The 25,540-nt window shown below is 69.3% G+C and carries 21 protein-coding genes and 2 riboswitches; of the genes, 3 read left to right on the forward strand and 18 right to left on the reverse strand.

Annotated elements, in window-relative coordinates; translation table 11 throughout:
• Positions 1-11 precede the first annotated feature (11 nt).
• From LL239_RS10910 to LL239_RS10920, 3 genes are read right to left on the reverse strand one after another with little or no spacing between them, the layout of a single operon-like run.
• Entirely contained in the window at positions 12-407 is a 396-nt protein-coding gene (locus LL239_RS10910) for a histidinol dehydrogenase (protein ID WP_228163464.1), read from the reverse strand.
• 21 nt (positions 408-428) lie between these two features.
• Positions 429-743 carry an AzlD domain-containing protein gene (locus LL239_RS10915; protein WP_228163465.1) on the reverse strand — a complete coding sequence of 105 codons (315 nt, stop codon included), beginning with the start codon at positions 741-743 and terminating at the stop codon, positions 429-431.
• Positions 740-1,453, reverse strand: coding sequence for an AzlC family ABC transporter permease (locus tag LL239_RS10920; RefSeq protein ID WP_228163466.1), 714 nt, complete (start codon positions 1,451-1,453; stop codon positions 740-742). Before LL239_RS10920 ends, LL239_RS10915 begins: the two co-directional genes overlap by 4 nt.
• 64 nt (positions 1,454-1,517) lie before the next feature.
• On the opposite strand from LL239_RS10920, the gene LL239_RS10925 reads away from it, so the two are divergent.
• Positions 1,518-2,069, forward strand: coding sequence for a helix-turn-helix domain-containing protein (locus tag LL239_RS10925; protein ID WP_228163467.1), 552 nt, complete (start codon positions 1,518-1,520; stop codon positions 2,067-2,069).
• 166 nt (positions 2,070-2,235) lie between these two features.
• Complete coding sequence (locus LL239_RS10930) at positions 2,236-2,589, forward strand: DUF2200 domain-containing protein (protein ID WP_228163468.1); 354 nt, start codon at positions 2,236-2,238, stop codon at positions 2,587-2,589.
• Positions 2,590-2,664: 75 nt separating this feature from the next.
• Here the strand turns inward: LL239_RS10930 and typA are convergent, their stop codons facing one another.
• The 10 genes from typA to LL239_RS10980 all read right to left on the reverse strand — a co-directional run bounded on the left by typA (position 2,665) and on the right by LL239_RS10980 (position 16,612).
• Complete coding sequence (typA, locus tag LL239_RS10935; RefSeq protein WP_228163469.1) at positions 2,665-4,578, reverse strand: translational GTPase TypA; 1,914 nt, start codon at positions 4,576-4,578, stop codon at positions 2,665-2,667.
• A 149-nt stretch (positions 4,579-4,727) separates the two neighbouring features.
• Positions 4,728-6,407, reverse strand: coding sequence for an ABC transporter family substrate-binding protein (locus tag LL239_RS10940; RefSeq protein WP_228163470.1), 1,680 nt, complete (start codon positions 6,405-6,407; stop codon positions 4,728-4,730).
• Between the two features lie 13 nt (positions 6,408-6,420).
• Positions 6,421-8,604: an ABC transporter ATP-binding protein gene (locus LL239_RS10945; RefSeq protein ID WP_228163471.1), complete on the reverse strand. Its 2,184-nt coding sequence runs from the start codon at positions 8,602-8,604 to the stop codon at positions 6,421-6,423.
• A complete protein-coding gene (locus LL239_RS10950; RefSeq protein ID WP_228163472.1) occupies positions 8,597-9,520 on the reverse strand; it encodes an ABC transporter permease in 924 nt (307 codons plus the stop codon). The genes LL239_RS10945 and LL239_RS10950 overlap by 8 nt, the downstream gene beginning before the upstream one ends.
• Position 9,521: 1 nt before the next feature.
• A complete protein-coding gene (locus tag LL239_RS10955; protein ID WP_228163473.1) occupies positions 9,522-10,502 on the reverse strand; it encodes an ABC transporter permease in 981 nt (326 codons plus the stop codon).
• A 223-nt stretch (positions 10,503-10,725) separates the two neighbouring features.
• Positions 10,726-11,313: a PH domain-containing protein gene (locus tag LL239_RS10960; protein WP_228163474.1), complete on the reverse strand. Its 588-nt coding sequence runs from the start codon at positions 11,311-11,313 to the stop codon at positions 10,726-10,728.
• Positions 11,310-12,974, reverse strand: coding sequence for an ABC transporter ATP-binding protein (locus LL239_RS10965; RefSeq protein WP_228163475.1), 1,665 nt, complete (start codon positions 12,972-12,974; stop codon positions 11,310-11,312). Before LL239_RS10965 ends, LL239_RS10960 begins: the two co-directional genes overlap by 4 nt.
• Complete coding sequence (locus LL239_RS10970) at positions 12,971-13,921, reverse strand: ABC transporter permease (RefSeq protein WP_228163476.1); 951 nt, start codon at positions 13,919-13,921, stop codon at positions 12,971-12,973. Before LL239_RS10970 ends, LL239_RS10965 begins: the two co-directional genes overlap by 4 nt.
• The gene (locus LL239_RS10975) at positions 13,911-14,840 is read right to left on the reverse strand and encodes an ABC transporter permease (RefSeq protein ID WP_228163477.1); all 930 of its coding nucleotides are present in this window, start codon (positions 14,838-14,840) and stop codon (positions 13,911-13,913) included. Before LL239_RS10975 ends, LL239_RS10970 begins: the two co-directional genes overlap by 11 nt.
• 149 nt (positions 14,841-14,989) lie before the next feature.
• Positions 14,990-16,612 carry a peptide ABC transporter substrate-binding protein gene (locus LL239_RS10980; protein ID WP_228163478.1) on the reverse strand — a complete coding sequence of 541 codons (1,623 nt, stop codon included), beginning with the start codon at positions 16,610-16,612 and terminating at the stop codon, positions 14,990-14,992.
• 163 nt (positions 16,613-16,775) lie between these two features.
• Here LL239_RS10980 and LL239_RS10985 point away from each other — a divergent pair, with 163 nt between their 5' ends.
• Positions 16,776-17,633: a CPBP family intramembrane glutamic endopeptidase gene (locus LL239_RS10985; RefSeq protein ID WP_374197629.1), complete on the forward strand. Its 858-nt coding sequence runs from the start codon at positions 16,776-16,778 to the stop codon at positions 17,631-17,633.
• 18 nt (positions 17,634-17,651) lie between these two features.
• On the opposite strand, the gene LL239_RS10990 is transcribed toward LL239_RS10985, so the two are convergent.
• The 5 genes from LL239_RS10990 to LL239_RS11010 all read right to left on the reverse strand — a co-directional run bounded on the left by LL239_RS10990 (position 17,652) and on the right by LL239_RS11010 (position 25,467).
• Positions 17,652-19,388 (reverse strand): ABC transporter substrate-binding protein, encoded by a 1,737-nt coding sequence (locus LL239_RS10990; RefSeq protein ID WP_228163480.1) that lies wholly within the window; start codon positions 19,386-19,388, stop codon positions 17,652-17,654.
• Positions 19,389-19,528: 140 nt separating this feature from the next.
• Positions 19,529-22,408, reverse strand: a complete 2,880-nt coding sequence (gcvP, locus tag LL239_RS10995) for an aminomethyl-transferring glycine dehydrogenase (RefSeq protein WP_228163481.1) — start codon at positions 22,406-22,408, stop codon at positions 19,529-19,531.
• The gene (gcvH, locus tag LL239_RS11000; RefSeq protein ID WP_228163482.1) at positions 22,405-22,779 is read right to left on the reverse strand and encodes a glycine cleavage system protein GcvH; all 375 of its coding nucleotides are present in this window, start codon (positions 22,777-22,779) and stop codon (positions 22,405-22,407) included. Before gcvH ends, gcvP begins: the two co-directional genes overlap by 4 nt.
• On the reverse strand, positions 22,776-23,963 hold the full coding sequence (locus LL239_RS11005; RefSeq protein ID WP_228163483.1) for a glycine cleavage system aminomethyltransferase GcvT: 1,188 nt from the start codon (positions 23,961-23,963) through the stop codon (positions 22,776-22,778). The genes gcvH and LL239_RS11005 overlap by 4 nt, the downstream gene beginning before the upstream one ends.
• Positions 23,964-24,010: 47 nt before the next feature.
• Positions 24,011-24,118: riboswitch (glycine riboswitch) on the reverse strand.
• Positions 24,119-24,213: riboswitch (glycine riboswitch) on the reverse strand. It abuts the riboswitch before it with no gap.
• Positions 24,214-24,291: 78 nt separating this feature from the next.
• Positions 24,292-25,467: a MarP family serine protease gene (locus LL239_RS11010; protein WP_228163484.1), complete on the reverse strand. Its 1,176-nt coding sequence runs from the start codon at positions 25,465-25,467 to the stop codon at positions 24,292-24,294.
• Positions 25,468-25,540 lie beyond the last annotated feature (73 nt).

Consider the following 25,540-nt stretch of genomic DNA (forward strand, 5'->3'; position numbering starts at 1 on the left):
ACACCCCTGTCCTAGGCTTCCGGGGCGGTGTGCGCGCGCAGCTTCGACATGTCCGGCCAGAAGGCCACGAGCGTGAGGAGGATCGGACCGACGAACGTCCAGGCGGTCGCAATCCACTCGGTGTCGGGCGTGGCGGCCGCCACGATGGCCGAACCGCCGGGGCCGACCTGGGAGAACAGGTACGTGGCGGCGATGATGCCCAGTCCTCCGGCGATCGCGTTGACACGGTCCTGCGTGAGCGTGCGCAGCGCGATGAGCAGCGCGGCGCATCCGACCGTGGCCAGGATGAGTCCGACCGGGATCACCCCCAGGCGGAAGGCGTGCCCCACGGTCGCCGCCGTTCCATAGAAGGCGCCGACGAGGAACGCGACGACCCACCCGATGACGCGAACGATCCCTGAACCCACGCGGTCAGTCTAGGCACGGCTTCATGTGGCCCAGCCGAGCGCCCGCAGCAGCGCGGCCGTGACCGCGGCTGCCGCCACCACCACGAGGAACGGCGCCCGCATCCACAGCAGCAGCGCCGCGACGATGACCGCAGGGACGCGGGCATCGACGACGATCGCGGGTCCCGTGGCCAGGGCCTGCACGACGACGAGCGCCGAGAGCAGGGCGACCGTCAGCAGATCGGCGATGCGCGCCGGTCGGGGAGCGTCCACCCAGCGCTGTGGCAGCAGGTACCCGATCGCCTTGAGCGCGAGGCAGAGAACGGATGCCGCCAGCACGGCGGTCCACAGGCTCATGGCATCCCTCCCTCGTCGTCGGCGGCTGCAGGTCGGGGGTCGAGCCACCCGAGCGCGAGGGCGACGCCGGCGGCCGCGATCACCGGGATGCCGGGCAGGACCCACGGCGTCAGCAGCGCAGCGACCGCCGCTGCGCCGACGGCGACCGCGAGCGGCTGGCGACCGCGAAGCCGTGGCCACAGCAGGGCGAGGAAAGCGGCCGCCGCCGCGGCATCCAGGCCCCATGCCCGGGGGTCGCCCAGGACGTCGCCGAGCAGAGCGCCCGCGAGCGTCGTCAGGTTCCATCCGACCCAGATCGCGACGCCGGTGACCCAGAACCCCGCGCGCCGCCCGTCCGGGGTCGACTGGGCGAGCGACACCGCGACCGACTCGTCGATCGTGAACGGGGTCGCGAGCGCGCGCCGCGCGCGGCCCGGGCCGACCACGGGTGACATGCGCATCGCGTAGGCGGCGTTCCGCACGCCGAGGAGACCCGCCGATGCGATGGCGGCGGGAGCCGCGGCCACTCCCCCTGCGGCGATCACGCCCACGAACGCGAACTGCGACCCGCCGGTGAACATCAGCAGACTCAACACGCACGTCTGCCACACGTCGAGACCGGATGCCACCGAGAGTGCGCCGAAGGAGATGCCGTACGCGCTGGTCGCCAGCGCGACGGCGAGTCCCTGGCGCCTCGCCGCATCGAGGGGTGTTCGATCTATCGAACGCATGGACAGAGTCTCGAACGATTGCGTGCGTTCGTCAAATCGAACGATCGCTGAGCATAATGAACACATGACCGATCTCGGCGACCGCATCGCGGCGACCCTGCGGCGCGAACGCGAGCGCCGCGAGCTCAGCGTCTCCGAACTGGCGCGCCGCGCGGGCGTGGCCAAGGCGACCGTGTCGCAACTCGAGAACGGCGGAGGCAATCCCAGCGTGGAGACGTTGTGGGCGCTGGCCACGGCGCTGGACGTCCCGTTCGCGGTGCTGGTGGACGAAGGCGTCCGCTCCCCCACCCTCATCCGCGCGGGCGAGGGCACGGCGGCCGTGCCCGCCACGGGCGCCGACTACCTCGCCATCCTGCTCTCGGCGAGTCCGCCGCACGTCCGACGCGACATCTACCTCCTGCGCGTGGAGCCCGGAAGCGCGCGCGTCTCGGATCCGCACTCGCGCGGCACCGTCGAGCACTGCGTGCTCGTGAGCGGACGCGGCCGCGTCGGCCCCGCCGATGCGCCGTACGAGCTGAACCCCGGCGACTACCTCTCGTACCCCGGCGACGCTCCGCACATCTTCGAAGCGCTCACCCCCGGGACGAGCGCCGTACTGGTGTCCGAGTCGCACTGACCGGGGCGTGGGTCCACGCACCGCAGCGGGGCGGCGCGCAGCTCCCGGTGTCCAGGACACGCCGTTCGCGGGGCAGGGTCGGCGGCGTGTCTTGGACACCGAATCATCCGCGGCGCCGAATCGCCCAGCGCTCGCCCACGAGGGCGAGCACGGGTAGCGTTCCCGCATGAGCCGAATCTTCGACACCGCGTTCTCCGCGGTCTACCCGCTCTACGTGGAGAAGGTCGAGCGCAAGGGCCGGACGCGTGACGAAGTGGATGCCGTCATCCGCTGGCTCACCGGGTTCGACGACGAGGAACTGTCGCGCCACATCGCGGCATCCGTGACGTTCCGCGAGTTCTTCGAGGCCGCCCGGTTGAACCCGCTGTCGGTGAATGTGACCGGTGTCGTCTGCGGGATCCGTGTCGAGGAGATCGACGACCCGCTGATGTACCGCATCCGGCTGCTCGACAAGATGGTCGACGAGCTGGCGAAGGGTCGTCCGCTCGCGAAAGTGCTCCGGGAGGGGTCGAGCGCCTGACCCGACGGTCTTCCCGTTCACGGCAACGGCCCCGCACTGCGTGAGCTGCACGGGGCCGTTGTGGAGGGAGAGCCCTCAGGCGTTGGCATCCTGGCGCTTGGCGCGCGAGGCGGCACGGCCGCGCTCGGTCGCGTCTAGCACGACCTTGCGGATGCGCACCTTCTCGGGCGTGACCTCGACGCATTCGTCGTCGCGGGCGAACTCCAGCGACTCCTCGAGCGTGAGGAAGCGCGGCGGGGTCATCGACTCGAAGGAGTCCGACGTCGACGAGCGCATGTTCGTCAGCTTCTTCTCCTTCGTGATGTTCACGTCCATGTCGTCGGCGCGCGAGTTCTCGCCGATGACCATGCCCTCGTAGACCTCCTCGGTGGGCTGCACGAAGAAGCTCATGCGCTCCTGCAGCGCGATCATCGCGAACGGCGTCACGACGCCCTGGCGGTCGGCGACGATCGACCCGTTCTGGCGGGTCGTGATCGAACCGGCCCAGTCGTCGTAGCCGTGCGAGATGGCATTGGCGATACCGGTGCCGCGGGTGATCGTGAGGAACTCGCTCCGGAAGCCGATGAGGCCGCGCGAGGGCACGACGAACTCCATGCGGACCCAGCCGGTGCCGTGGTTGGTCATGTTGTCCATGCGCCCCTTGCGGGCGGCCATGAGCTGCGTGATCGCTCCGAGGTGCTCCTCGGGCGCGTCGATCGTCAGGTGCTCGTACGGCTCCTTGAGCTTGCCGTCCTCGCCGCGCTTGGTGACGACCTGGGGCTTGCCCACGGTGAGCTCGAAGCCCTCGCGGCGCATGTTCTCGACGAGAATGGCGAGGGCGAGCTCGCCGCGGCCCTGGACCTCCCAGGCATCCGGGCGTCCGATGTCGACGACCTTGAGCGAGACGTTGCCGATGAGCTCGCGGTCGAGGCGATCCTTGACCATGCGGGCGGTGAGCTTGTGCCCCTTGACCTTGCCCATGAGGGGCGAGGTGTTCGTTCCGATGGTCATCGAGATCGCGGGGTCGTCGACCGTGATGGCCGGCAGGGGACGCACGTCCTCGGGGTCGGCGATGGTCTCGCCGATCGTGATGTCGGGGAAGCCGGCGATCGCGACGATGTCGCCGGGACCGGCGGACTCGGCGGGGAAGCGCTCCAGCGCCTTGGTCATGAGCAGTTCGGTCACGCGAGCGTTCGAGTGCGAGCCGTCGTGACGCACCCAGGCGACCGTCTGGCCCTTCTTCAGCGTGCCGTTGAAAATGCGCAGCAGCGCGAGACGACCGAGGAAGGGGCTGGAGTCGAGGTTGGTGACCCACGCCTGCAGGGGCGCCTCGTCGTCGTACGACGGAGCCGGGACGTGCTCGAGGATCGCGCCGAACAGCGGCTCGAGGTCGTCGTTGTCGGGGAGGGAGCCGTTGTCAGGGCGGTTCAGCGACGCGGCGCCCGCACGGCCGGAAGCGTACACGACCGGGACGTCCAGCAGCGCGTCGACGTCGAGGTCGGGCACGTCGTCCACGAGGTCGGAGGCGAGACCGAGCAGCAGGTCGTGCGCCTCTTCCTCGACCTCGGCGATGCGCGCGTCGGGACGATCGGTCTTGTTGACCAGCAGGATGACGGGGAGCTTGGCCTCGAGCGCCTTGCGCAGCACGAAGCGCGTCTGCGGCAGCGGGCCCTCCGACGCGTCGACGAGCAGCACCACGCCGTCGACCATCGACAGACCGCGCTCGACCTCACCACCGAAGTCGGCGTGACCGGGGGTGTCGATGACGTTGATCGTCACCGGCACGTCGGTGTGCGCACCGTTGTAGGTGATCGCCGTGTTCTTGGCGAGGATCGTGATGCCCTTCTCGCGCTCGAGGTCGTTCGAGTCCATCGCGCGCTCCTCGACGTGCGCGTGGTCGCCGAACGAGTTGGTCTGGCGGAGCATGGCGTCGACGAGGGTCGTCTTGCCGTGGTCGACGTGCGCGACGATCGCGACGTTTCGGAGGTCAGGACGAAGGGCGTGCGCCATGGAGGGTCTCCAGGAAAATTCGGGGTGGCGCCCGGAATCGGGCCAGTTCAGTCTACCGGGCGCACGCGACACCCCCGGCAGGCGGCGTTCAGGAAGCGCGCGGGCACGCGAAAGGGGCGGGATCCCTCGGGATCCCGCCCCTCCTGGGCTCAGCTATTGGCGAAGCCCACGATCGTCCAGTCGATGGTCTCGAACTGGGTGGCACCCCAGTTCACGAGACCTTCCTTGACGGCGTACACGTTGGGCAGCGGGGCGATCGGGATGATCGGGACGTACTCCCACAGCACCTTGTCGATCTCCTCCGCCGTCTGCAGACGCGCCTCGGGGTCGAGTTCGCTGTTCGCCTGCTCCCACAGATCGGCGAGTCGGTCATCGGTGATGCCGGTGAAGTTCTGCGCCGAGTCCACCGGCGAGAACAGCGACTCGGTCGACGAGATCGGGAACGCCGTACCGACCCACGAGAAGGTCACCATCTCGAAGTCGCCCGGGATGATGTAGTCGCTGAAGTAGCCGCCCACGGGAACCGAGACGAGCTCGACCGGGATGCCGAACTCGCCGAGGTCGGCCTGGATCTGCTCGGCGCGCTGGATGTTCGTCGCCGTGTCGGCGGGAACCGTGACGGTGAGCGAAAGAGCCTCTCCGTCCTTCGTCCACGAGTCGCCGTCCTTGGTGTACCCGGCGTCCTCGAGGAAGGCCGCTCCGGCCTCGGTGTCGTAGGGCAGCGCCTCGTCGGTGTAGCCATCCTGACCGGGCATGAAGACGTAGCTCCCCTGCGTGATGGGAGGGACACCGACAGGCGAGTTCGCCGTGTTGGCGATCTGCTCACGGTTCACGATGGACGCCACGGCCTTACGCACGTTGACGTCGGCGAGCGGGCCGTTGGCCGCGTTCATCGTGATGTGGGTCCAGGTCAGACCGTTCGACGCCTGGATCTGAGCACCTTCGACGTTCTGAGCCGTCTGGTACAGATCGGCGTTCGCCGAGATGTAGAGTCCGTCGATCTCGCCGTTGCTGAAGGACGAGCCCTGCTGGTCCTGGCTCACGGCCCGGAAGACGACGGTGTCGAGCTTGGGCGTCTCGCCCCACCAGTTGGGGTTGCGCTCCAGAGTGACGATGCCGGCCGTGTTGTCGAGCGACGCGACACGGAAGGGACCCGAGGACGGCACCGCCTGCGAGGTGTACCCGGTGTTGAACGTCGTCGGGTCGCTGGCGACGCTGGCCGGAAGGATGTACAGAAGCAGCGACTGCCAGTCCGCGTAGATCGACGAGAAGGTGATGACGACGTTGAACTCGTCCTCACCCTGCTCGATGGAGGAGATCTGGTCCCATCCGCTCGTCGAGACGGGGACGTATTCCTCGTTGGAGCCGTTGTTGGCCTGCCAGGTCGCGACGTAGTCGGCCACGGTGATCGGCGTACCGTCCTCCCAGACCGCGGCGGGGTTCAGCTTGATGTCGACGACCTGCGGATCCTCGCTGGTGAGTTCGACCGACGAGGCGTAGTTCTCGTCGAGCACGGGCTCACCGGTCTCGTTGATCTTCATCGGGCCCCCGCGCATCGTGTCGGCGATGTCGTTGGTGTCCGACTCATTGCCGTCGATGTGGAAGGTGTTCCAGTTCACGGGCATGGCGCTGACGGCCAGCGTGAGGTCGCCGCCATCCTGCACGTCGGCGGCGTCGGCGCGCGTCCACGCGGTGGAGGGCAGGGAGTTCTGCGCCTCGGGGTCTGCCGACGGTGCGGCGGTGTTGCCCGGCGCGCAGCCCGCGATCGCCAGGGCGGCGGCGCTCAGCAGCGCGAGCGCGCCGAGAGCCTTCGCTTTGCGGATCTTCATGTGATCAGTCCTCTCATTGGTGATCAGGGAGGGCCCCCGGCGACGTGGTGCCATCGGTCGGGGACCTGGGGGGGAATTCGGCCGACGCCGTCACCAGGACGAGGTCGGACCGTTCGGCGTAGTGACACGCCACCCGAGAACGCGCCGAGGGGCGCAGACCCGGGTCGTCGGAGTCGCACCGGCGCCGGTCGGCGTCGGGCAGCAGTCGGTACAGCGGGCACCGCGTGCGGAAACGGCATCCCGAGATCTCCTGCGTCGGGCTCGGCAGATCGCCGTCGAGCAGGATGCGGGTGCGCGATCGCTCGATGCGCGGATCGGGGATCGGCGCCGCCGAGATCAACGCCTTCGTGTACGGATGCCGCGGGTCGTCGAAGACCGCGTCGACCGGGCCCTGCTCGACGATGCGGCCGAGGTACATGACCGACACGTCGTCCGCGATCTGACGTACGACAGCGAGGTCGTGCGCCACGAAGAGGAACGACAGCCCGAGGCGCTCCTTCAGGTCTTCCAGGAGGTTGATGACGCCGGCCTGGATCGAGACGTCCAGCGCCGAGACCGGCTCGTCCAGCACGACCACGGCCGGGTCGGTCGCCAGCGCGCGGGCGATGCCGATGCGTTGGCGCTGACCACCCGAGAACTCGTGCGGATACCGGTCGGACATCGCGGGATCGAGCCCCACGAGCTCGAGCAGCTCCGTCACCTTGCGGTCTCGCTCCGCCCGCGAGACGCCCTGCACGAGAAGGGGCTCGGTGATGACCTCACCGACCGGGAGGCGCGGATCGATCGCGCCCATCGGGTCTTGGAACACGATCTGGATGTCCTTGCGCAGGGTCGCCTTGTCGCGGCGCCCCACCGAACCCACGTCCGTGCCGTTGATGCGGATCGTCCCCTGCTGGGGCGCGACCATCTCCATGATCTCGAGGATCGTGGTGGTCTTCCCGCACCCGGACTCCCCCACCAGGCCCATGGTGCGGCCCGGCTGGATCGAGAACGAAATCCCGTCGACCGCGCGAACCGTGCCGATCCGCCGCGGGAAGACCGCCCCCTTCATCAGCGGGAAATGCTTGACGAGATCGGTGACCTCGACGGCCGGCGTGACGTCCGGACGCAGCGGCGGGATCGCCCCCAGCGCCTCGGGGCGCGGGAAGATGTCGGGCCGCGGCAGCGCACCCGAGGCGACCTCGTCGGCGCGAATGCAGGCGGACACATGGTCGGGCATGACGCCGTGGGCGACCAGCTCGGGCTCCACCTCACGGCAGGCGTCGATCGCGATCGGGCACCGTGCGGCGAAGGGGCACCCCTGCGGCAGGTCGGCGAGGGACGGCGGTCGCCCCTCCAGAGGGACCAGGCGCTGGGTGCCGGCCGTCTGCATGTTCGGCACGGAACGCAGCAGCCCGACCGTGTACGGCATGTGCGGATCGTGGAAGATCTCGTCGACGGAGCCCCTCTCGACGAGCTTGCCCGCGTACATGACCGCCACGCGATCGGCGTGGCCGGCGACGACGCCGAGGTCGTGGGTGATCAGCACGACGGCCGCGCCGGTGACCTCGCGCGCCTTCTGCAGCACCTCGAGGATCTGCGCCTGGATGGTCACATCGAGAGCGGTCGTGGGTTCATCCGCGATGATCACGCGCGGGTCGTTCGCGATCGCCATCGCGATCATCGCGCGCTGGCGCATGCCACCGGAGAACTCGTGCGGGTACGCCCGCGCTCGGCGCTCGGCATCCGGGATGCCGACGAGCTTGAGCAGCTCGACCGAGCGGGCGTGGGCGCCCTGTGCCGACAGCGAGCGGTCGTGCAGCCGCAGCCCCTCCGAGATCTGGTCCCCCACGGTGTAGACCGGGGTCAGGGCCGACAGCGGGTCCTGGAACACCATGGCGAGCTCGGCGCCACGGATCTTCGACAGCTGGGCGTCGCTCATCGACAGCAGCGACCGGCCGTCGTAGACGATGTCACCCTCGACGCGGGCGTTCGAGGGCAGCAGCCCCATGACCGCGAGCGACGACACCGACTTTCCGGACCCCGACTCGCCTACGATGCCGAGGAACTCGCCCTCGTGCACGTCGTAGGAGATTCCGCGGACGGCGCGCACGGCATTGCCCTCGCGCTGCGGGAACGTGACGCTGAGGTCGCGCACCGACAGCAGGGGCGAACGCCCGGTCGGCGACGAGAGGGTGGCGGAACGGGGATCAGTCACGGTTCGCTCCGGACGTGGGGTCGATGGCGTCGCGCAGGGCGTCGCCGATGAGGCTGATGGCCAGCAGCAGCACGATGAGCACGCCCGCGGGATACACGAACAGCCAGGGCCGGGTGACGGCGGCCGACGTCCCCGCGGCCAGCAGCGTGCCGAGCGAGACATCGGGCGGCTGCACGCCGAATCCGAAGTAGCTGAGCGAGGTCTCGGCCATGATGGCCGCGACGATGCCGAGGGTCGCATCGATGATCAGCAGCGAGGCGATGTTCGGGATGATGTGGCGCCCGAGGATCTTGCGCGTGGGCATCCCCATGTAGCGCGCGGCGCGCACGAAGTCTCGGTTGCGCAGCGACCGGGTCTGATTGCGCACCACCTGCGCGAGGATCATCCAGCTGAAGGCGGCGAGGAAGAAGGTCAGCGCCAGCCACGACAGCCCGCGCGTCAGCGGGCTCAACAGCACGAGGATGAAGAACGACGGGATGACCAGCAGCAGGTGGATGAGCCAGCCGATCACGGCGTCGACCTTGCCGCCGAGGTAACCGGCGACCGACCCCACCGCGGCGGCGATGAGCGTCGCGCCGATCCCGGCGAGGGCGCCGATGATGAGGGACTTCTGCAGCCCGACGAGGGTCTGGGCGTAGATGTCCTGACCGATGCCGTTGGTGCCGAACCAGTGCAGCTGGGTCGGTCCGAGCCCGACATTGAGGAAGTCGCGTTCGCTGGGCCCGTACGGGTAGAGCAGCGGACCGATGAAGGCCCACAGGACGATGAAGGCGAGGATGCCACCACCGACCCAGAACCGCGGCATCTTGCGCAACCGCGCGCGCACGAGCGCTCCGCGCGAGAGCGGCTTGCGATCACGGGTCACCGGGCTGACGGCATCCAGGGTGCCGTCGATCGCCTCCTCCTGCATCGTCATGTCAGCTCCTCACTCTCGGGTCGAGTGCGGCGTACAGCACCTCGGACAGGGTCGACGACAGCAACACCAGCACGGCGACGAACAGTGTCGAACCGGCCACGGCGTTGATGTCCTGCTGCGTCACGGCGTTGAGCTGGAACTGCCCCATCCCCCGCCACGAGAACACGATCTCGAGCATCGTCGAGCCGGCGATCAACGTGCCGAAGCTGTAGGCGAAGAACGTCGACATCGGGATGAGAGCGATGCGCACTCCATGGCGGAACAGCGCCTGCGTACGGGGCAGCCCCTTCGCCCGGGCGGTGCGGATGTAGTCGGCACCCAGCACGTCGAGCATCATGCTGCGCTGGTACCGCGAGTACGACGCCGCGCTGATGAGGACGAGCGCGAGCGTCGGCAAGAGCAGGTGAACCGCGCGGTCGGCCACGACCGGCCAGAACCCTTCGACACCGGCGGTGTACTCCCCGGTGAAGCGGATGACCTGGGTGCCGACCGCATTGTTGAAGCCTGTTGCGGCGATCATGAGCAGGACGCCGATGACGAAGGTCGGGGTGGCGAAGACGAGGTACGACGCGTAGGTCGTGACCTGGTCGCTGGCCCGGTACTGCCGCACCGCGCCCCACACTCCCACGAGCACGCCCACGACGGCGCCGATCAGCGAGCCGATGAGCAGCAGACGCAGGCTCGTCCCGGCGCGGGCGGCGATCTCGGCCGTCACCTGCTGTCCGCCGATCGTCGTGCCCAGCGAGAACTGCGTGAACAGGTTCACCAACCAGTTCCACAGGCGGACGATGATCGGCACATCGGGATTCGCGCCGAGGGCGTTCAGGCTCGCTTCGATCGATTCCTGAGGCGGGCGGGGGTTCATGCCGTAGAAGCGGTCCTGCGGACGCAGGAGCGCGCTCCCGAGCACGTAGGCCAAGCAGGTCGCCAGAAGGCTCAGCACGGCGTAGTTGAGAAAACGCCGCAGGACGTACAGCGTCATGACGCGCGCGAGCCCGTCCGGAACGCTGGGCGGATGTGCATCATGGGGGGATCCTCTCGCCTTCGAGACCCCCGCCGATCAGTGCACCCGACGTGGGATCTCGATCGACCCTACGTCGCCGTTCTCGTGAGGAAGGTGCCGGGGGACCACACTTTTCACGACCGTAACAAAGCGATGACATAGCGCTTTGTCACCGAGAGCTCCGAGAAGCGCAGCATCGCGCTCAACGAAGTACTCCCGAAATGAACAAAGAGATAGTAACCCACACGATCAGGACCGCCAGGGAAATGAGGGACGGAACGTCCCATGCGCGTTTCACCGCGCCCGCGGGGGCTGTGTCGCGCGCCGACTCCCAGGCCTCCCGGATGAGCAGGAGGTCGCGGATGGCCGGCGGTTCGCGACGCCCGCGGTCGTCGTCGCGGCGCAGGGGCGGACGCCCCGGGCGACCGGCCACGGGTCCGCCGTAGGCCCGGGAGACGCGAGGCTCGTCGGTGCGCACCTCGAGCTGCCAGCGCATGTCGATGTCCACGACGCGCGGCCACGGGATGTCGGCGATCCGCAGGGGGTTGTGGATCCGGATGCCGTCCGCATCGACGCGCACGTGCGGCGCGAACAGGAGCGCGTATACGCCCCACAGGGCCAGGAGCAGCCACGGGGCGATGAGGAGCATCTCCCCCACTCCCGCGCGGAGGGCGGCGTCCACCAGCAGCACCGCGGCCAGGACGGCGCCGAGCGCCAGCGCGAACACGGCCGAGGGGGCGCGGAACACCCGTGGGTGCCCCGCGCCCCGGAAGCGCTCGTCTCGCGTCACTTGCCGCCGAGCGACAGTGTCGCGCCGGGGATGGCGTCGAGCAGACGCCGCGTGTACTCCTGGGACGGCTGGGCGAAGATCTCGTCGACCGTGCCCTGCTCGACGACCTTGCCCCGTTCCATGACGCAGACCAGGTCCGCAGCCACCCGCACGACAGCGAGGTCGTGGGTGATGAACAGGTACGTCAGTCCGAGCTCGCCCTGCAGCTCGGCAAGCAGCTGCAGGACCTGGGCCTGCACCAGCACGTCGAGCGCCGAGACGGCCTCGTCCAGGACGAGGATGTCGGGCTTGAGCGCCAGGGCACGCGCGATCGCGACGCGCTGACGCTGACCGCCGGACAGCTCGTTGGGATAGCGCGAAGCCACCTCCTGCGGCAAGGACACCTGGTCCAGCAGCTCGGCGACGCGCGCGCGGCGCGACGCCTTGTCGCCGACCCTGTGGATCTCCAGCGGCTCGGCGATGCACGACCCGATGTTGCGCAGCGGGTCGAGCGAACCGTAGGGGTCCTGGAACACCGGCTGCATGCGACGACGCAGCGCGAACGCCTCCCGCGAGGACAGGCCGCCCGAGTCGACGCCGTCGATCTCGATGGTGCCCGAGGTGGGCTCCTCGAGCTTGAGCAGCATCTTGGCCACCGTCGACTTGCCCGAACCCGACTCGCCGACCAGCGCCAGCGTCTTGCCGCGCGGGATCTCGAACGAGACGCCGTCGACCGCGCGGAACTGCTCGCTCCGGAAGCCGCCCTGGCGGATCTTGTACTCCTTGACCAGCTCCGTCACCTTGACCGTGGCGGGGGCGTCGATGTCGGACTCGTGCAGGATGCCGCGGTCCTCGACGCGCGCCTGGATGCGCTGCGACGCCAGGCTGGGCGCCGCAGCGACGAGGCGCTGGGTGTACGGGTGCTGCGGGTTCTCGAGGATCTCCCGGCTGGGCCCCGATTCCACGATCTCGCCCCGGTTCATCACCACGATGGTGTCGGCGCGCTCGGCAGCCAGCCCCAGGTCGTGCGTGATGAGCAGCACCGAGGTCCCGCGCTCGCGCGTCAGCGAGGCCATGTGGTCGAGGATGACGCGCTGGACCGTGACGTCGAGCGCCGAGGTCGGCTCGTCGGCGATCAGGAGCTTCGGGTCGGCCGCGAGACCGATGCCGATGAGGGCGCGCTGGCGCATACCGCCCGAGAACTGGTGCGGGAACTGGTGCAGGCGACGCTCTGCGTCGCTCAGCCCGGCCTGCTTCAGCACCTCGATGGCACGCTGCTCGACCTCCCTGCGCCCGGTCGCGATGCCATTGGCCCGGATCGCCTCCTTGACCTGGAAGCCGATGCTCCACACCGGGTTGAGGTTCGACATCGGGTCCTGGGGAACGTAGCCGATCTCGCGACCGCGCACGGCCTCCATCTGAGCGATGCTCAGATCGGTCAGCTCCCGACCCTCGAGGGTGATCGATCCACCCGTGACATGGCCCGTGCCCGGCAGCAGGTTGACGATCGCCGAGGCGGTCGTCGATTTGCCGGAGCCGGACTCGCCCACGATCGCGAGGGTCTCGCCGGCGTGGATGTCGAGGCTGACGCCGTGCAGCACCTGACGCGACGTCTTGCCCGCGTCGAAGGCGACCTTGAGATCGCGAATGCTCAGCAGTGGTGCGCTGGAACGTGCGTTCATCGCTGTGCCCTCGCCTTCGGGTCGAGGGCGTCGCGCAGCAGCTCGCCCAGGATGATGAACGCCAGAACCGTGACGGTGAGGGCGATCGATGGGTAGATGAGCGCCATCGGTGCCACGCGCAGCGAAGACTGCGCCTGTCCGATGTCCAGACCCCACGACATGACCGTGCTGCCCAGGCCGAGACCCAGGAACGACAGGGTCGCCTCGGCGGAGATCGCCGCGCCCAGCGTGATCGTCGTGACGACGATGACCGGGGCGAGCGCGTTGGGGAGCGCGTGCGACAGAAGGGTGCGGAAGCGCGAGAGACCGAGCGCCCGGCTGGCGGTGATGTAGTCGGCCTGCCGCACGCGCAGGATCTCGGCTCGCACCACGCGAGCGGTCGATGCCCACGCGAACCCGCCGATGGCGAAAGCCAAGACGAGCGGCGTGCGGTTCTGCGAGAACACGCTCATGACGACGATGGCGGCGAGCACGTAGGGGATCGTGAAGAAGATGTCGCCGACGCGCGAGAGCAGCGAGTCGAGCCATCCTCCGTAGAAGCCCGCGAACGAACCCATGACGGTGCCGATGATGGTGCCGATGGCCGTGGCGAGGAACCCGACGAGCAGCGACGTGCGGGCACCGTGCACGATGCGCGACCAGATGTCGCAGCCCTGAAGGGTGAAGCCCAGCGGGTGCCCGTCGGTGGGTCCGGCGTTGCTGTTCGCCAGAGAGCAACCGGCGCCGTACGGCTCGACCTGCGTGAACAAGGTCGGGAAGAACGCCATGAGGACGACGACGAACACGACGGCCGAGGTGATCCAGAAGGTCGGACGACGACGCATGTCGCGCCACGCATCGGCCCACAGGCTGCGGGGCTTGTCGCCGACACGGACAGCGTCGACGGCGTCGACGACGTCGCGCACCGGCGCGACGTAGTGCGGGGCGGGGGTGCGATCACTTGGCATAACGGATCCTCGGGTCGAGCAGACCGTAGAGCAGATCAACCACGAGGTTGATCAGCACGTAGAAGACGACGAAGACCGTCACGAAGGACACGACGGTCGGCCCCTCCTGGCGGATGGTCGCCTGGTAGAGGGTGCCGCCGACACCGGGAATGGCGAAGATGCCCTCGGTGACCGTGGCACCGACCATCAGCACGCCGAAGTTCGTCGCGCTGTTGGTGATCACGGGGATGAGCGAGTTGCGCAGCACGTGGACGGGGATGACGCGGCGACGCGGCAGGCCCTTGCTGTATGCGGTGCGCACCCAGTCCTGGTTCAACGTGTCGATGACCGACGCGCGAGTCAGGCGCATGCTCGTCGCATAGAGGCTGAAGCCCAGGACGAGCGCGGGAAGCCACAGATCGCCCCAGCCGTTCTGACCGCCCACGGTGGCGCGGAACCATCCGAACTGGATCGCCAGGAAGTACTGCGCGAGGAACGCGAGCACGAAGACCGGGACCGCGACGAACACGAGCGCGACGATCAGCGAGACGTTGTCGAAGATCTTGCCCTTGCGCAGCGCCGAGACGGTGCCGATGATGATCGCCAGCGTCAGCTCGATCGCGATCGCCATGACGGCCAGGCGCAGTGTGACGGGGATCGCGCGAGCGAGGATGTCGTTCACACTCTGGCCGGAGAAACTCACGCCGAAGTCGCCCTGCAGGACGCCGGTGATGTAGTAGAAGTACTGAACGATGAATGGTTCGTTCAGGTGGTATTGCTCCCTGATCTGCTCCAGCAGGGTCGGGTTCGGGGTCCGGTCGCCGAACAGTGCCAGGATCGGGTCTCCCGGCATGGCGAAGACCATGAAATAGATCAGCAGCGTCGCACCGAAGAACACCGGTATGACCTGCAGGAGTCGTCTGAGGATGTAATAGCCCACCCTCGTCTCCCTTCGGGGAATGGATGGATGCCTCGGATGTGGCACCGCACGAAAGCCGTGCACCGCCGATGAGCAGTGCACGGCTGGAACACACCACGCGAGGCGGTGACGGGTACGTCACCGCCTCGCGGGTGAGTGATCAGGCGATGTTAGCCGACCTTGGTGATCTCGTGGAACAGCGGCACCGAGTTCCAACCGAACTCGACGTTCTGAACCGTCTCGGCGTAGCCACCGGTGACGTTCGAGTACCACAGCGGGATGGCGGGCAGGTCCTTGAACAGGACGGTCTGCGCCTCGCCGAAGAGGCGGTTGGCCTCCTCGAGGTCGGTCGAGGAGATGCCCTCGGCCAGCAGACGGTCGAACTCCGCGCTGGAGTAGTCACCGTCGTTCGAGCCCGCGTTGGTCGCGTAGAGCGGTCCGAGGAAGTTGTACAGACCGGGGTAGTCGGCCTGCCAACCGCTGCGGAACGGGGTGGTGATCGAGTCGTTGTTCACCTGGGCGCGCAGCTCGGCGAAGGTCGGGTAGGGAGCGCCCGACGCCTCGATGCCGAGGGTGGTCGCGAGCTGGTTCGACACGGCGTCGACCCACTGGTCGTGTCCACCGTCGGCGTTGTACGCGATCTGGAACGAACCGGTCCACGGCGCGATGGCGTCGGCCTGAGCCCACAGCTCCTTGGCCTTCTCGGGGTCGAACTCGAGAACGTCCGAGCCCTCGAGGTCGTCCGACCAGCCGTCGATGACGGGCGAGGTGAAGTCGGTGGCGGGGGTGCGGGTGCCCTGGAAGATCGTCGAGGTGATCTCCTCACGGTTGATCGCGTGCGAGATCGCGGCGCGGCGCAGCTCGCCCTCTTCGCCCGAGAAGTGCTCGAGGCGTCCGGGGATCGTGAACGACTGGAAGACAGCGGCGGGCTGGTTGACCGCGCGGTCGCCGAGGTCGGACTCGAAGCTGGCGAGAGCGGACGGCGGCACGGCGTCGAGGACGTCGAGCTCGCCACCGAGCAGCGCAGCGTAGGCGGCGTCCTGCGAGGCGTAGAACGAGATCGTCAGGCCGCCGTTCTGTGCCTGACGAACGCCCTGGTAGTCCTCGTTCTTGACGAGGTCGATCTGGACGTTGTGCTGCCAGGCGCCCTCGCTGGCGAGCTTGTAGGGACCGTTTCCGATCGGGTTCTCACCGAAGGCGTCCATGTCGTCGAAAGCGACATCGGGCAGCGGGTAGTACGCCGAGTAGCCCAGGCGGAGTGCGAAGTCGGACGCGGGCTTGTTCAGCGCGATCGTGAAGGTGTAGTCATCGACCTGCTGCAGACCGGTGAGCTCGCTGTCCTCGTCGTAGCTGAAGCCGACGATGTCCTCGAAGAAGTAGCTGTTGTACTGCTCGTTCGAGGCGAGAGCCCCGTAGTTCCACGCCTTGATGAAGTTGTCGGCGGTGACCTCTTCACCGTCGCTGAAGGTCTGGCCTTCCTTGATCTTGACGGTCAGGTTCTGCGGGTCGTTGACCGTGATCTCCTCGGCCATGTCGTTCACCGGTGCGCCGTCGGCCTCGTACGAGACCAGACCGGCGAAGATGGCGTCGAGGATCTTGCCACCGCCGACCTCGTTCGTCGCGGTCGGGATCAACGGGTTCTCGGGCTCCGAGCCGTTGGTGGTGATGATGGCCGTGGCGTCGGCCGAGCCGGCGTCACCCGAGTCGTCGCCGCCTGCCGAGCAGCCGGCGAGCGCGAGCCCGGCGACACCCAGCAGAGCGAGACTGGTGAGGGCAATCTTGTTGCGCTTCACAGTTCCTCCAGGGAAGGGAATGAAGCCCGTCCGGAGCGTGAACACGGGTCGTGAACTATCGCACGCCTCCGGGGGGCAGGATAGGAACACCCTAGGCAACATGAACGTCCTGCTTCTCATCGCGGGCAGAACCGTTACAAAGGCTTTACTCGGGAGGCCTCGAATGTGGCAAAGTGATCCACCGCCGAAAACCGTGAGCCACGGCCCTTCGGGACGCCCCGCGTCCGATCGTTTCGCGCGGCATCGCCTCGCGTGGGAGATCGTGCTCGTGCTTCTGGTCAGTGTCGGGCAGTCCGCGATCTACTCCGTCGTGTCGTTCGTCCGTGCCGCCACGCGCGCGCCGATCTCCCAGCAGCAGACTCAGCTGAACCCTTCTCGCAGCGCCGAACCGTTCTGGGACGCGCTGTACCAGTCCCTCGACATCTTCTTCTCGCTCGCGCTGGTCGCTCTCGCCCTGTACCTGCTGTGGGAGCCGGCCGACAACGCGCTGCGCCGCATGGGGCTGGACTTCCGCCGGTTCGGGTCCGATCTCGGCAGAGGGGCGGCGCTCGTCGCCCTCATCGGAGTCCCCGGCATCGGCGTGTACGCCGTGGGTCGGATGCTGGGTCAGAGCATCACCGTGGTGCCCGCGCCACTGGACTCGTCCTGGTGGGTGATCGCGCTCCTGATCCTCGCGGCGCTGCGCGCGGGTCTCACCGAGGAGGTGATCTTCCTCGGGTATCTGTTCGATCGGCTGCGGCGACTGGGGTGGTCGTGGACGTGGATCATCGTCTCGACCGCCCTCCTCCGCGGCAGCTACCACCTCTACCAGGGCTGGCCGTCCGCCCTCGGCAACGTTGTGATGGGCCTGGTGTTCGGGTGGTGCTACAAGCGATGGGGACGGGTCATGCCGCTGGTCGTGGCGCATACCCTCATCGACATCGTCGCGTTCGTCGGCTACCCGCTGGCGGCAGCGTGGTGGCCCGGTGTCTTCGCTCCCCCGTCGCCCACCCCCGCTCCGACGGCGACCCCGACCCCGTGACGCGATGTGCACCCGGGCTCACGGCTCCGGCGGCGACCAGGTCCAGAACGACGGCGGCACGCCGTTCGGTTCGGAGGTGTAGGTGACTCCGCCCACGCCCTTGGCCACGGCGATCGCACCGGTCCGCTCGAGAAGCGGCACACCGGCGTAGGCGGCGAACAGCGCCCGATCGATCTCCGTGGCGCGCGCGAGCACGTCCACCGGATCGGTGTCGCGGGTCATCTCGCGGAAGGTCTTCTCGGCCTCGACGGTCGTGACCCCCTCGGCGAGCCGGTCGCGCGCCGACCGGTAGAGGCTCTCGTCCTCGCCCACCCAGGCGAGGGTGGCATCCGGAACCTCGTCGGCGGCCACGGCGCGCACGGCGATGCCCGCCTCGGCGCCCATCGTGATCATCCGAGCGAAGACGGCCGCCGAGATCTCGTCGGTGGGGTCGTGGGCGACGCGCAAGACGGCCGGACGATCGTCGAGAGCTGAGCGCGCGGCACCGGGATCACTTCCCGTACCCGGTGCGCCGTTGCCTGCGACGAGGTCGGTGTAGGTCTGACCGGTGGCGGGCGAGGAGAGGAACGACTGCAGCGGGCGGGCGTCGCTTCGCTCCTCGCCCAGGAGCTCCCGCACGATCTCGTCGCGGTCCAGCGACAGCGTGACGGCCTGACGCAGCGCGTCGGAGGTGGTGTCGGCGAATCGCAGTTGCAGTGTCTCTGCCGTGGGTCCGGTCAGCACGGACACGTCGGCGTCGGCGAGCGCCTCGAGGTCACCGGCATCGGGATCCCCGATGTTGGCGATATCGACCTCGCCGGCTGCCACCGCCGCGACCTGTGCCGCCCGGTCCGGGAAGAAGCGCACGGTCAGTCCCTCCAGGCCCGGGTAGTGCCCGCCCTGGTAGTCGTCGCGACGGATGAGCGTGAGCGAGGAGCTCGTCGCTTCGCCGACCCTCCACGGACCGGACGCGACAGCCGCCGACGGGTCCAGCGTCCCGTCCGGCGCAGCGTCGAACCCGGTGTTCCAGGCGGCGGCCGCAGCAGCCAGCACGGGGTTGGGGGCGACCGGGGCGGTCGGATCGCCCTCGGGCGTGGTCAGGATCGCCGTCATGAGATCGCGGACGCTCACGCCGGCCTTCGCGGCGACGACGTGGACGGGCCGGTCGAGCAGCCACTGGCGGTTCCAGTCGGCGAACGGCTCGTCGTAGGTGAGCGTCAGCGTGTCGGATGCTCGATCGAGCGTGGGGCGCGAGGTCCGCGCGTTCGGGTCGATCGGTCCCGACGTCTCGAAATAGCGCGTGCCGGAGACGACCGCGCCGGCCTCGTCGTAGGTCGCGTCGTCGAAGTAGTGGGACGACACGGCCCAGCCGAACAGGAGATCGTCCAGGGTGATGGGGGTGCCATCCGACCACACGCGATCGGGGAACAGCTCGTAGCTCACCGTGAGCGGGTCGCCCTCGATGCGCGTGATGCGGCCGAGACCGTCGTTCGGGACGACCTGCAGGGTCCCGTCGAGCGAACCCAGGTGTTCGTCGATCAGCGCCGAGACGGCTCGGTTGGCGGGCGTGTCACCGTGCACCGTGGCGGAGTTGAAGCTGGTGGGGGTTCCCACCACGCCGACGGTCAGCGTCGTGGGGGCGGGAGACTCCTGGGCCGGAGCCGGCTCGGGAGCCGTGCATCCGGTCAGGGCGATGGCCGCGGCCACGGTCAAGGCGACCAGCCCGGCGGAGCGGCGTCGCGGTGTCGAGGTCTGCTGGTACTGCCCGAGGTGCACAGGGGCACCCTATCCAATGCACCCTGGGGGTTCCCCGGCGCGCGCCGCGCTGACATCTCCCGTTCAGGATGCGCGGGAGATGTCAGCGCGGTGCGTCTCGCGGGAGCAGGCCCGAACGCCTTCGCCCCGGGAGCCGAGCGTTACGCGAAGGCCTCCGGCGGCGGGCAGGAGCACACGAGATTGCGATCGCCGTAGGCCTGATCGATGCGGCGGACCGGCGGCCAGTACTTCCCGCGCACCAGCGAGCGCTCCGGGTACACCGCCGTCTCCCGCGGATACGGGTGGGTCCACTCGTTCGCCACGGCCGCCTCCGCGGTGTGCGGGGCGTTCACGAGCGGGTTGTCGTCGGCGGGCCACTCCCCCGCGGCGACGGCGAGGGCCTCGTTCTTGATCGCGATCATGGCATCCACGAACCGGTCGAGCTCGGCGAGGTCTTCGCTCTCGGTCGGCTCCACCATCAAGGTGCCCGCGACCGGGAACGACATCGTCGGCGCGTGGAAGCCGTAGTCGATGAGTCGCTTGGCGACGTCGTCGACGGTGATCCCGGTCTGGTCCTTGAGCGGACGCAGGTCGAGGATGCACTCGTGCGCGACCAGTCCGCCCTCCCCGGCGTACAGCACCGGGTAGTGCGCGCGCAGACGGGCGGCGATGTAGTTCGCCGACAGCACGGCCGCGGCGGTCGCCTGACGCAGCCCCTCCGCTCCCATCATGCGCACATAGGCCCAGGAGATCGGCAGGATGCCGGCCGAGCCGTGCGGGGCCGCCGACACCGGGCCGCCGTCGAACACCCCGCCGGCATGGTCGGCGCGCTGCGAGAACGGGTGCGAGGGGAGGTATGGCGCGAGGTGCGCCTTCGCCGCCACGGGGCCGACACCCGGCCCGCCCCCGCCGTGCGGGATCGCGAAGGTCTTGTGGAGGTTCAGGTGCGACACGTCGCCGCCGAGGTCGCCGAAGCGGGCGAACCCGAGCAGTGCGTTGAGGTTCGCCCCGTCGACGTATACCTGGCCGCCGGCGTCGTGGACGGCCTGCGTGATCTCGAGCACGTCGTGCTCGTACACCCCGTGCGTCGAGGGGTACGTGATCATCAGAGCCGACAGCTCCTCCGCGTGCTGCGCGATCTTGGCGCGCAGATCGTCCAGGTCGACGTTGCCTGCCTCATCGCACGCGACCACGACGACGCGCATCCCGGCGAGGATCGCGGAGGCGGCGTTCGTGCCGTGCGCCGACGACGGGATGAGACACACCGTCCGCTGCGCGTCGCCGTTGGCGTGGTGGAACCCGCGGATCGCGAGGAGCCCGGCCAGTTCGCCCTGCGACCCCGCGTTCGGCTGGAGCGACACCGCGTCATACCCGGTGACCTCGGCGAGCCAGCGCTCCAACTGCTCGATCATCGCGAGGTACCCGTGGACGTCGGCCTCCGGCGCGAACGGGTGCACCCGAGAGAACTCCGGCCACGAGATCGCGGCCATCTCCGTCGCGGCGTTCAGCTTCATCGTGCACGACCCGAGCGGGATCATGCCGCGGTCCAGCGCATAGTCGCGATCGGCGAGCGTCTTGAGGTAGCGCATCATCGCGGTCTCGCTGCGGTGCGCGTGGAAGACGGGGTGGGTGAGGTAGGCGTCCTCGCGGTGCAGGCGCGCGGGCACCCGGCGGAGGGCCTCACCCTCGGGCAGGGCCTCCGTGGGCAGCCCGAAGGACGCCACGATCGCGGCGACGTCGGCATCCGTCGTCGTCTCGTCGACCGCGACGCCCACCGTGGCATCATCGACCCACAGCAGCTGGTAGCCGCGCTCACGGGCGCGGTCGACGACGTCCTGCGCGCGCCCGGGGACGTGCACGCGGACGGTGTCGAAGAACGCGTCCGCGGCGAGGTGCAGGTCGTACGCGACGAGAGCAGATGCCAGGGCATCGGCGGTCTGCGCGACCCGGGTCGCGATCGCGCGCAGCCCGTCGGGGCCGTGGTAGACGGCGTACATCGCCGCCATGACGGCCAGCAGCACCTGGGCCGTGCAGATGTTCGAGGTGGCCTTCTCGCGGCGGATGTGCTGCTCGCGCGTCTGCAGCGACAGTCGGTAGGCGGGGTTGCCCGCGGCATCCACCGAGACGCCCACGAGGCGCCCGGGCAGCTGGCGCTCGAGTCCGGCGCGCACGGCCATGTACCCCGCGTGCGGACCACCGAAGCCGAGCGGCACGCCGAAGCGCTGCGTCGTGCCCACGGCGACGTCGGCGCCGAGGGCGCCGGGCGAGCGGAGCAGGGTCAGCGCCAGGAGGTCGGCGGCGGCGACGACGAGACCGCCGTGCCGGTGAACCGCGGAGGCGACGTCGGAGAAGTCCCACACCCGTCCGGTGGCACCGGGGTACTGCACGAAGGCACCGAAGCTCTCGGGGACCTCGCCGTCGTACGTCGTCTCGACCAGTTGGATGCCGACGGCGGCGGCGCGGTGCGCGAGCAGCGCCTTGGTCTGCGGGAGCGCGTCGGCGTCGACGAGGAAGACGTCGGTCTTCACTTTGGACGCGCGGCGGGCGACGAGCATGCCCTCCACGACCGCGGTGGATTCGTCGAGCATCGAGGCGTTGGCGGTCGCGAGGCCCGTGAGGTCGGTGACCATGGTCTGGAAGTTGATGAGCGCTTCCAGGCGGCCCTGCGAGATCTCGGGCTGATACGGCGTGTAGGCGGTGTACCAGGACGGGTTCTCGAGGACGTTGCGCTGGATCACCGACGGGGTGAACGTGTCGTAGTACCCCAACCCGATCATCGGCCGGGCGGACCGGTTGGCGGATGCCAGCTCGCGCAGTTCCGCGAGGGCTTCCGCCTCGGTCGCGGCGGGCGGCAGGTCGCTCGTCGCGCGGGGACGGACGTGGATGGATGCCGGGACGGCGGTCTGGACGAGCTGCTCGACGCTGTCGTACCCGACGACCTCGAGCATGCGGGCGCGGTCGTGGGCGTCGATGCCGATGTGGCGATCGGTGAAGGCGGCGGGCGCCGCGGCATCCGTGCGGGGGGCGGTGGCCAGGCTCATGCGGTGAGGTCCTCGTATGCGGCGCGGTCGAGGAGGTCGCCGGGCAGATCGCCCTCGAGACGGATCTTGACGAGCCACCCCTCGCCGAAGGGATCGGCGTTGACGAGCGACGGGTCGTCGACGACGGCGTCGTTGACCTCGACGACCGTGCCGTCGAGGGGGGCGTAGAGCTCGCCCACCGACTTGGTGGACTCGATCTCGCCGCAGACGTCGCCGGCGGTGACCGCGGAGTCGGCGGCGGGGAGGTCGACGAAGACGACGTCACCGAGCTTCTCGGCGGCGAAGTCGGTGATGCCCACGGTGGCGACGTCGCCGTCGACGGCGATCCATTCGTGCTCGGAGGTGTAGCGGAGAGCGGTCAGGTCGGTCATGCGTTCCTCCGGTAGAAGGGAAGGGGGGTGACGGTCGCGGGGATGCGTGTTCCGCGCACGTCGATGGTCAGGGTGGTGCCGGGCTCGGCCGAGGCCGGGGAGACGTATGCCATCGCGACGGGGTAGCCGAGGGTCGGGCTGAGTGCGCCGCTGGTGATCTCGCCGACGACGTCGTCCCCGTCGAGCACGGGGTATCCGGCGCGGCCCGCGCGCCTGCCCTCGGAGACGAGCCCCACGAGCACCGGAGCGTCGGCGGGTCGCGACATCAGCCCGTCTTTGCCGACGAACGCGGTCTTGTCGGCGGAAACGACGCGGCCGAGTCCCGCCTGCGCGGGCGTCACATCCCGCGAGAGTTCGTGTCCGTAGAGCGGCATACCGGCCTCGAGTCGCAGAGTGTCGCGCGCGGCGAGACCGCACGGGACGAGCCCCTCCGACGCTCCGGCCGCCAGCAGCGCATCCCACAGGTCAGCGGCCCGCTTCACCGAGACGAGCAGCTCGTACCCGTCCTCGCCGGTGTAGCCGGTGCGGGCGATGAAGAGCGAATCCCCGTCGAACGTGCCCTCCGTGAAGGCGTAGTAGCCGAGCTCGTCGAGCGGAGTGCTGAGGATCGTGATCTCGGCGATGGACTCGAGGATGCCGCGGGCCCTCGGTCCCTGCAGAGCGACGAGGGCGACGGAGTCGGTCACGTCCTCCACGAGGGGGGCGTGACCGCCCGACGACACCGCGTACTCGCCGCCCGGGGGCGGGCCGTCGACGGACGCCTGGGCCGTCGACCACGTCGAGCGCGCCCGTTCGAAGGCTGCGGCGACCGCGTCTCGGTTGCTCGCGTTCGCGATGACGAGGTAGTGCTGCTCGCCGGTGCGGTAGACGATGACGTCGTCGACGATGCCGCCCGACTCGGCGAGGACGAGGGAGTACTTGGCCTTGCCGATCCGCATCGCCGACACGCGGCCGGCCAGGACGTAGTCGAGGAAGTCGGCCGCGCGTCCGTCGCGGACCCAGAACTCGGCCATGTGCGAGATGTCGAAGAGCCCGGCGGCCTCACGCACCGCGCGGTGCTCGGCGAGGTCGGAGGTGTACCGCACAGGCATGTTCCACCCACCGAAGTCGGTGAACGAGGCGCCGAGGGCCTCGTGCCGATCGTGCAAGGGCGACGAGCGCGGTGGAGCGGGGGTGTCGGTCATGAGTTCTGCCGTTCGCGAGGACGGTCAGACGCCGGGCGGCGCCTGAGAACTCCCCCTCTGTCATGGACCTGAGAGTTTCGCCCGGCGTCCGGGGACGCGGGCTTTCACCGTCGGCGGACCCGGCCGATGGCATCCGGGTCTCTTTCCAGAGTGGCCCGATCGAGGCGGTACGCGTACCTGAGAGATTGGCGGGGAGGCTTGCTCCTTCGGTGTCCGGCTGCGTTCGCCGGAGCTCTCCCGCATCGATCATGGGGCCGGTGTGGACTTGTGGCGCCAGCATAACCGAGGCGACGCGCCCGCACAGCCCACCGCGGCGCTCACCGGCGGGTCAGCGTGTCGTGCAGCTCCCGGATGCCACCGGCGCCGACATCGACCCGAGCTGCGCCAGCACGGGGTCCAGCTCGGCGGGCGTCATGGCGTAGCCGACGTCGTCGTCGGTCTCGGACCGGGCGAACACCACCCCGGCGACCTCACCCGCCGACGTCAGCAGCGGTCCGCCGGAATTCCCCGGTCGCACCACCGCACCCAGGGCGTAGATGTCCCGCGGGGCCGACTGGTCGCCGTAGATGTCCGGCACCGGGACCGTCCCCTCCGACAGCACCTGAGCGCCGCCCGACGTGAACGGCCCGCCGTAGGGGTAGCCCTGTACGACGGCGGCCGACCCGACCGCGAGCGCGGGCACGACCGGGAGGGCCGCGGCATCCAGGCCGTCGACGGCGATGACGGCGAGGTCGTCCACGGGATCGAAGTAGACCACTCGCCCCTCTTTCGCCGCCTGGCCGGGCAGTTCGACCAGCGGCGCGTCGACGCCCGCGACGACGTGGGCGTTGGTGACGACGCGGTCGTCCGCGACGACGAAGCCCGACCCGCTCGCGGTGACACCGCACGCGTAGGCGGTCCCGGTGATCCGCGCAACGGACTGGGCGGCGCGGGTGAGCGCGGGGTCGTCGAGCGCGATCGCGGGAGCGCTCGGAACCGGACCGATCTGGATCAGCTGGCCGAGGCGCGGGATGCCGTCGGCGAACACGGTTCCGCGAAGCTCGGCGAGGGCGACGCGCACGGGCTCGGGGGTGATCCGGTCGATGGTGCGGACGACGGTGGACGAGGCCAGTGCGGCCGAGACGATCGGTACCCCCGCGGTGGTCAGCGTGCCCGCGAAGAACGACAGCGCCAGCGCGGCGGCGGCGAGGTTGACGGCCCCGCCGAGGATCCGCTCGGGGATGCGGAGCTTGATCCGGTCGACACCGCGGCGGAGGGTGTTGCCGATCGCGGTGCCCAGCGCCGCTCCGAGCAGGAGCAGCAGCACCCCGGCGGCCACGATCGCCGCGCCGCGCCACAGCGGGTCGGTGACCCACTGGCCCACGTACGGGATGAGCCAGTACGCGGCGATCCCGCCGAGCGCCAGGCCGGCGAAGAAGCCGATCGTGGCGAGGAAACCGCGGGCGATGCCCACGATGAACGCGAGTGCGAGCAGCACGATCAGCACGATGTCGACGAGCGGCATCCCTACCTCCAGGGTCTCGCCACAGCGTACGGGGCACCGCTGAGAGAGTGCCGTTTGCCCTTCGGGTCGAGAT

Origin of the sequence: Microbacterium testaceum (assembly GCF_020781835.1) — a bacterium.
Classification (GTDB): Bacteria; Actinomycetota; Actinomycetes; order Actinomycetales; family Microbacteriaceae; genus Microbacterium; species Microbacterium testaceum_H.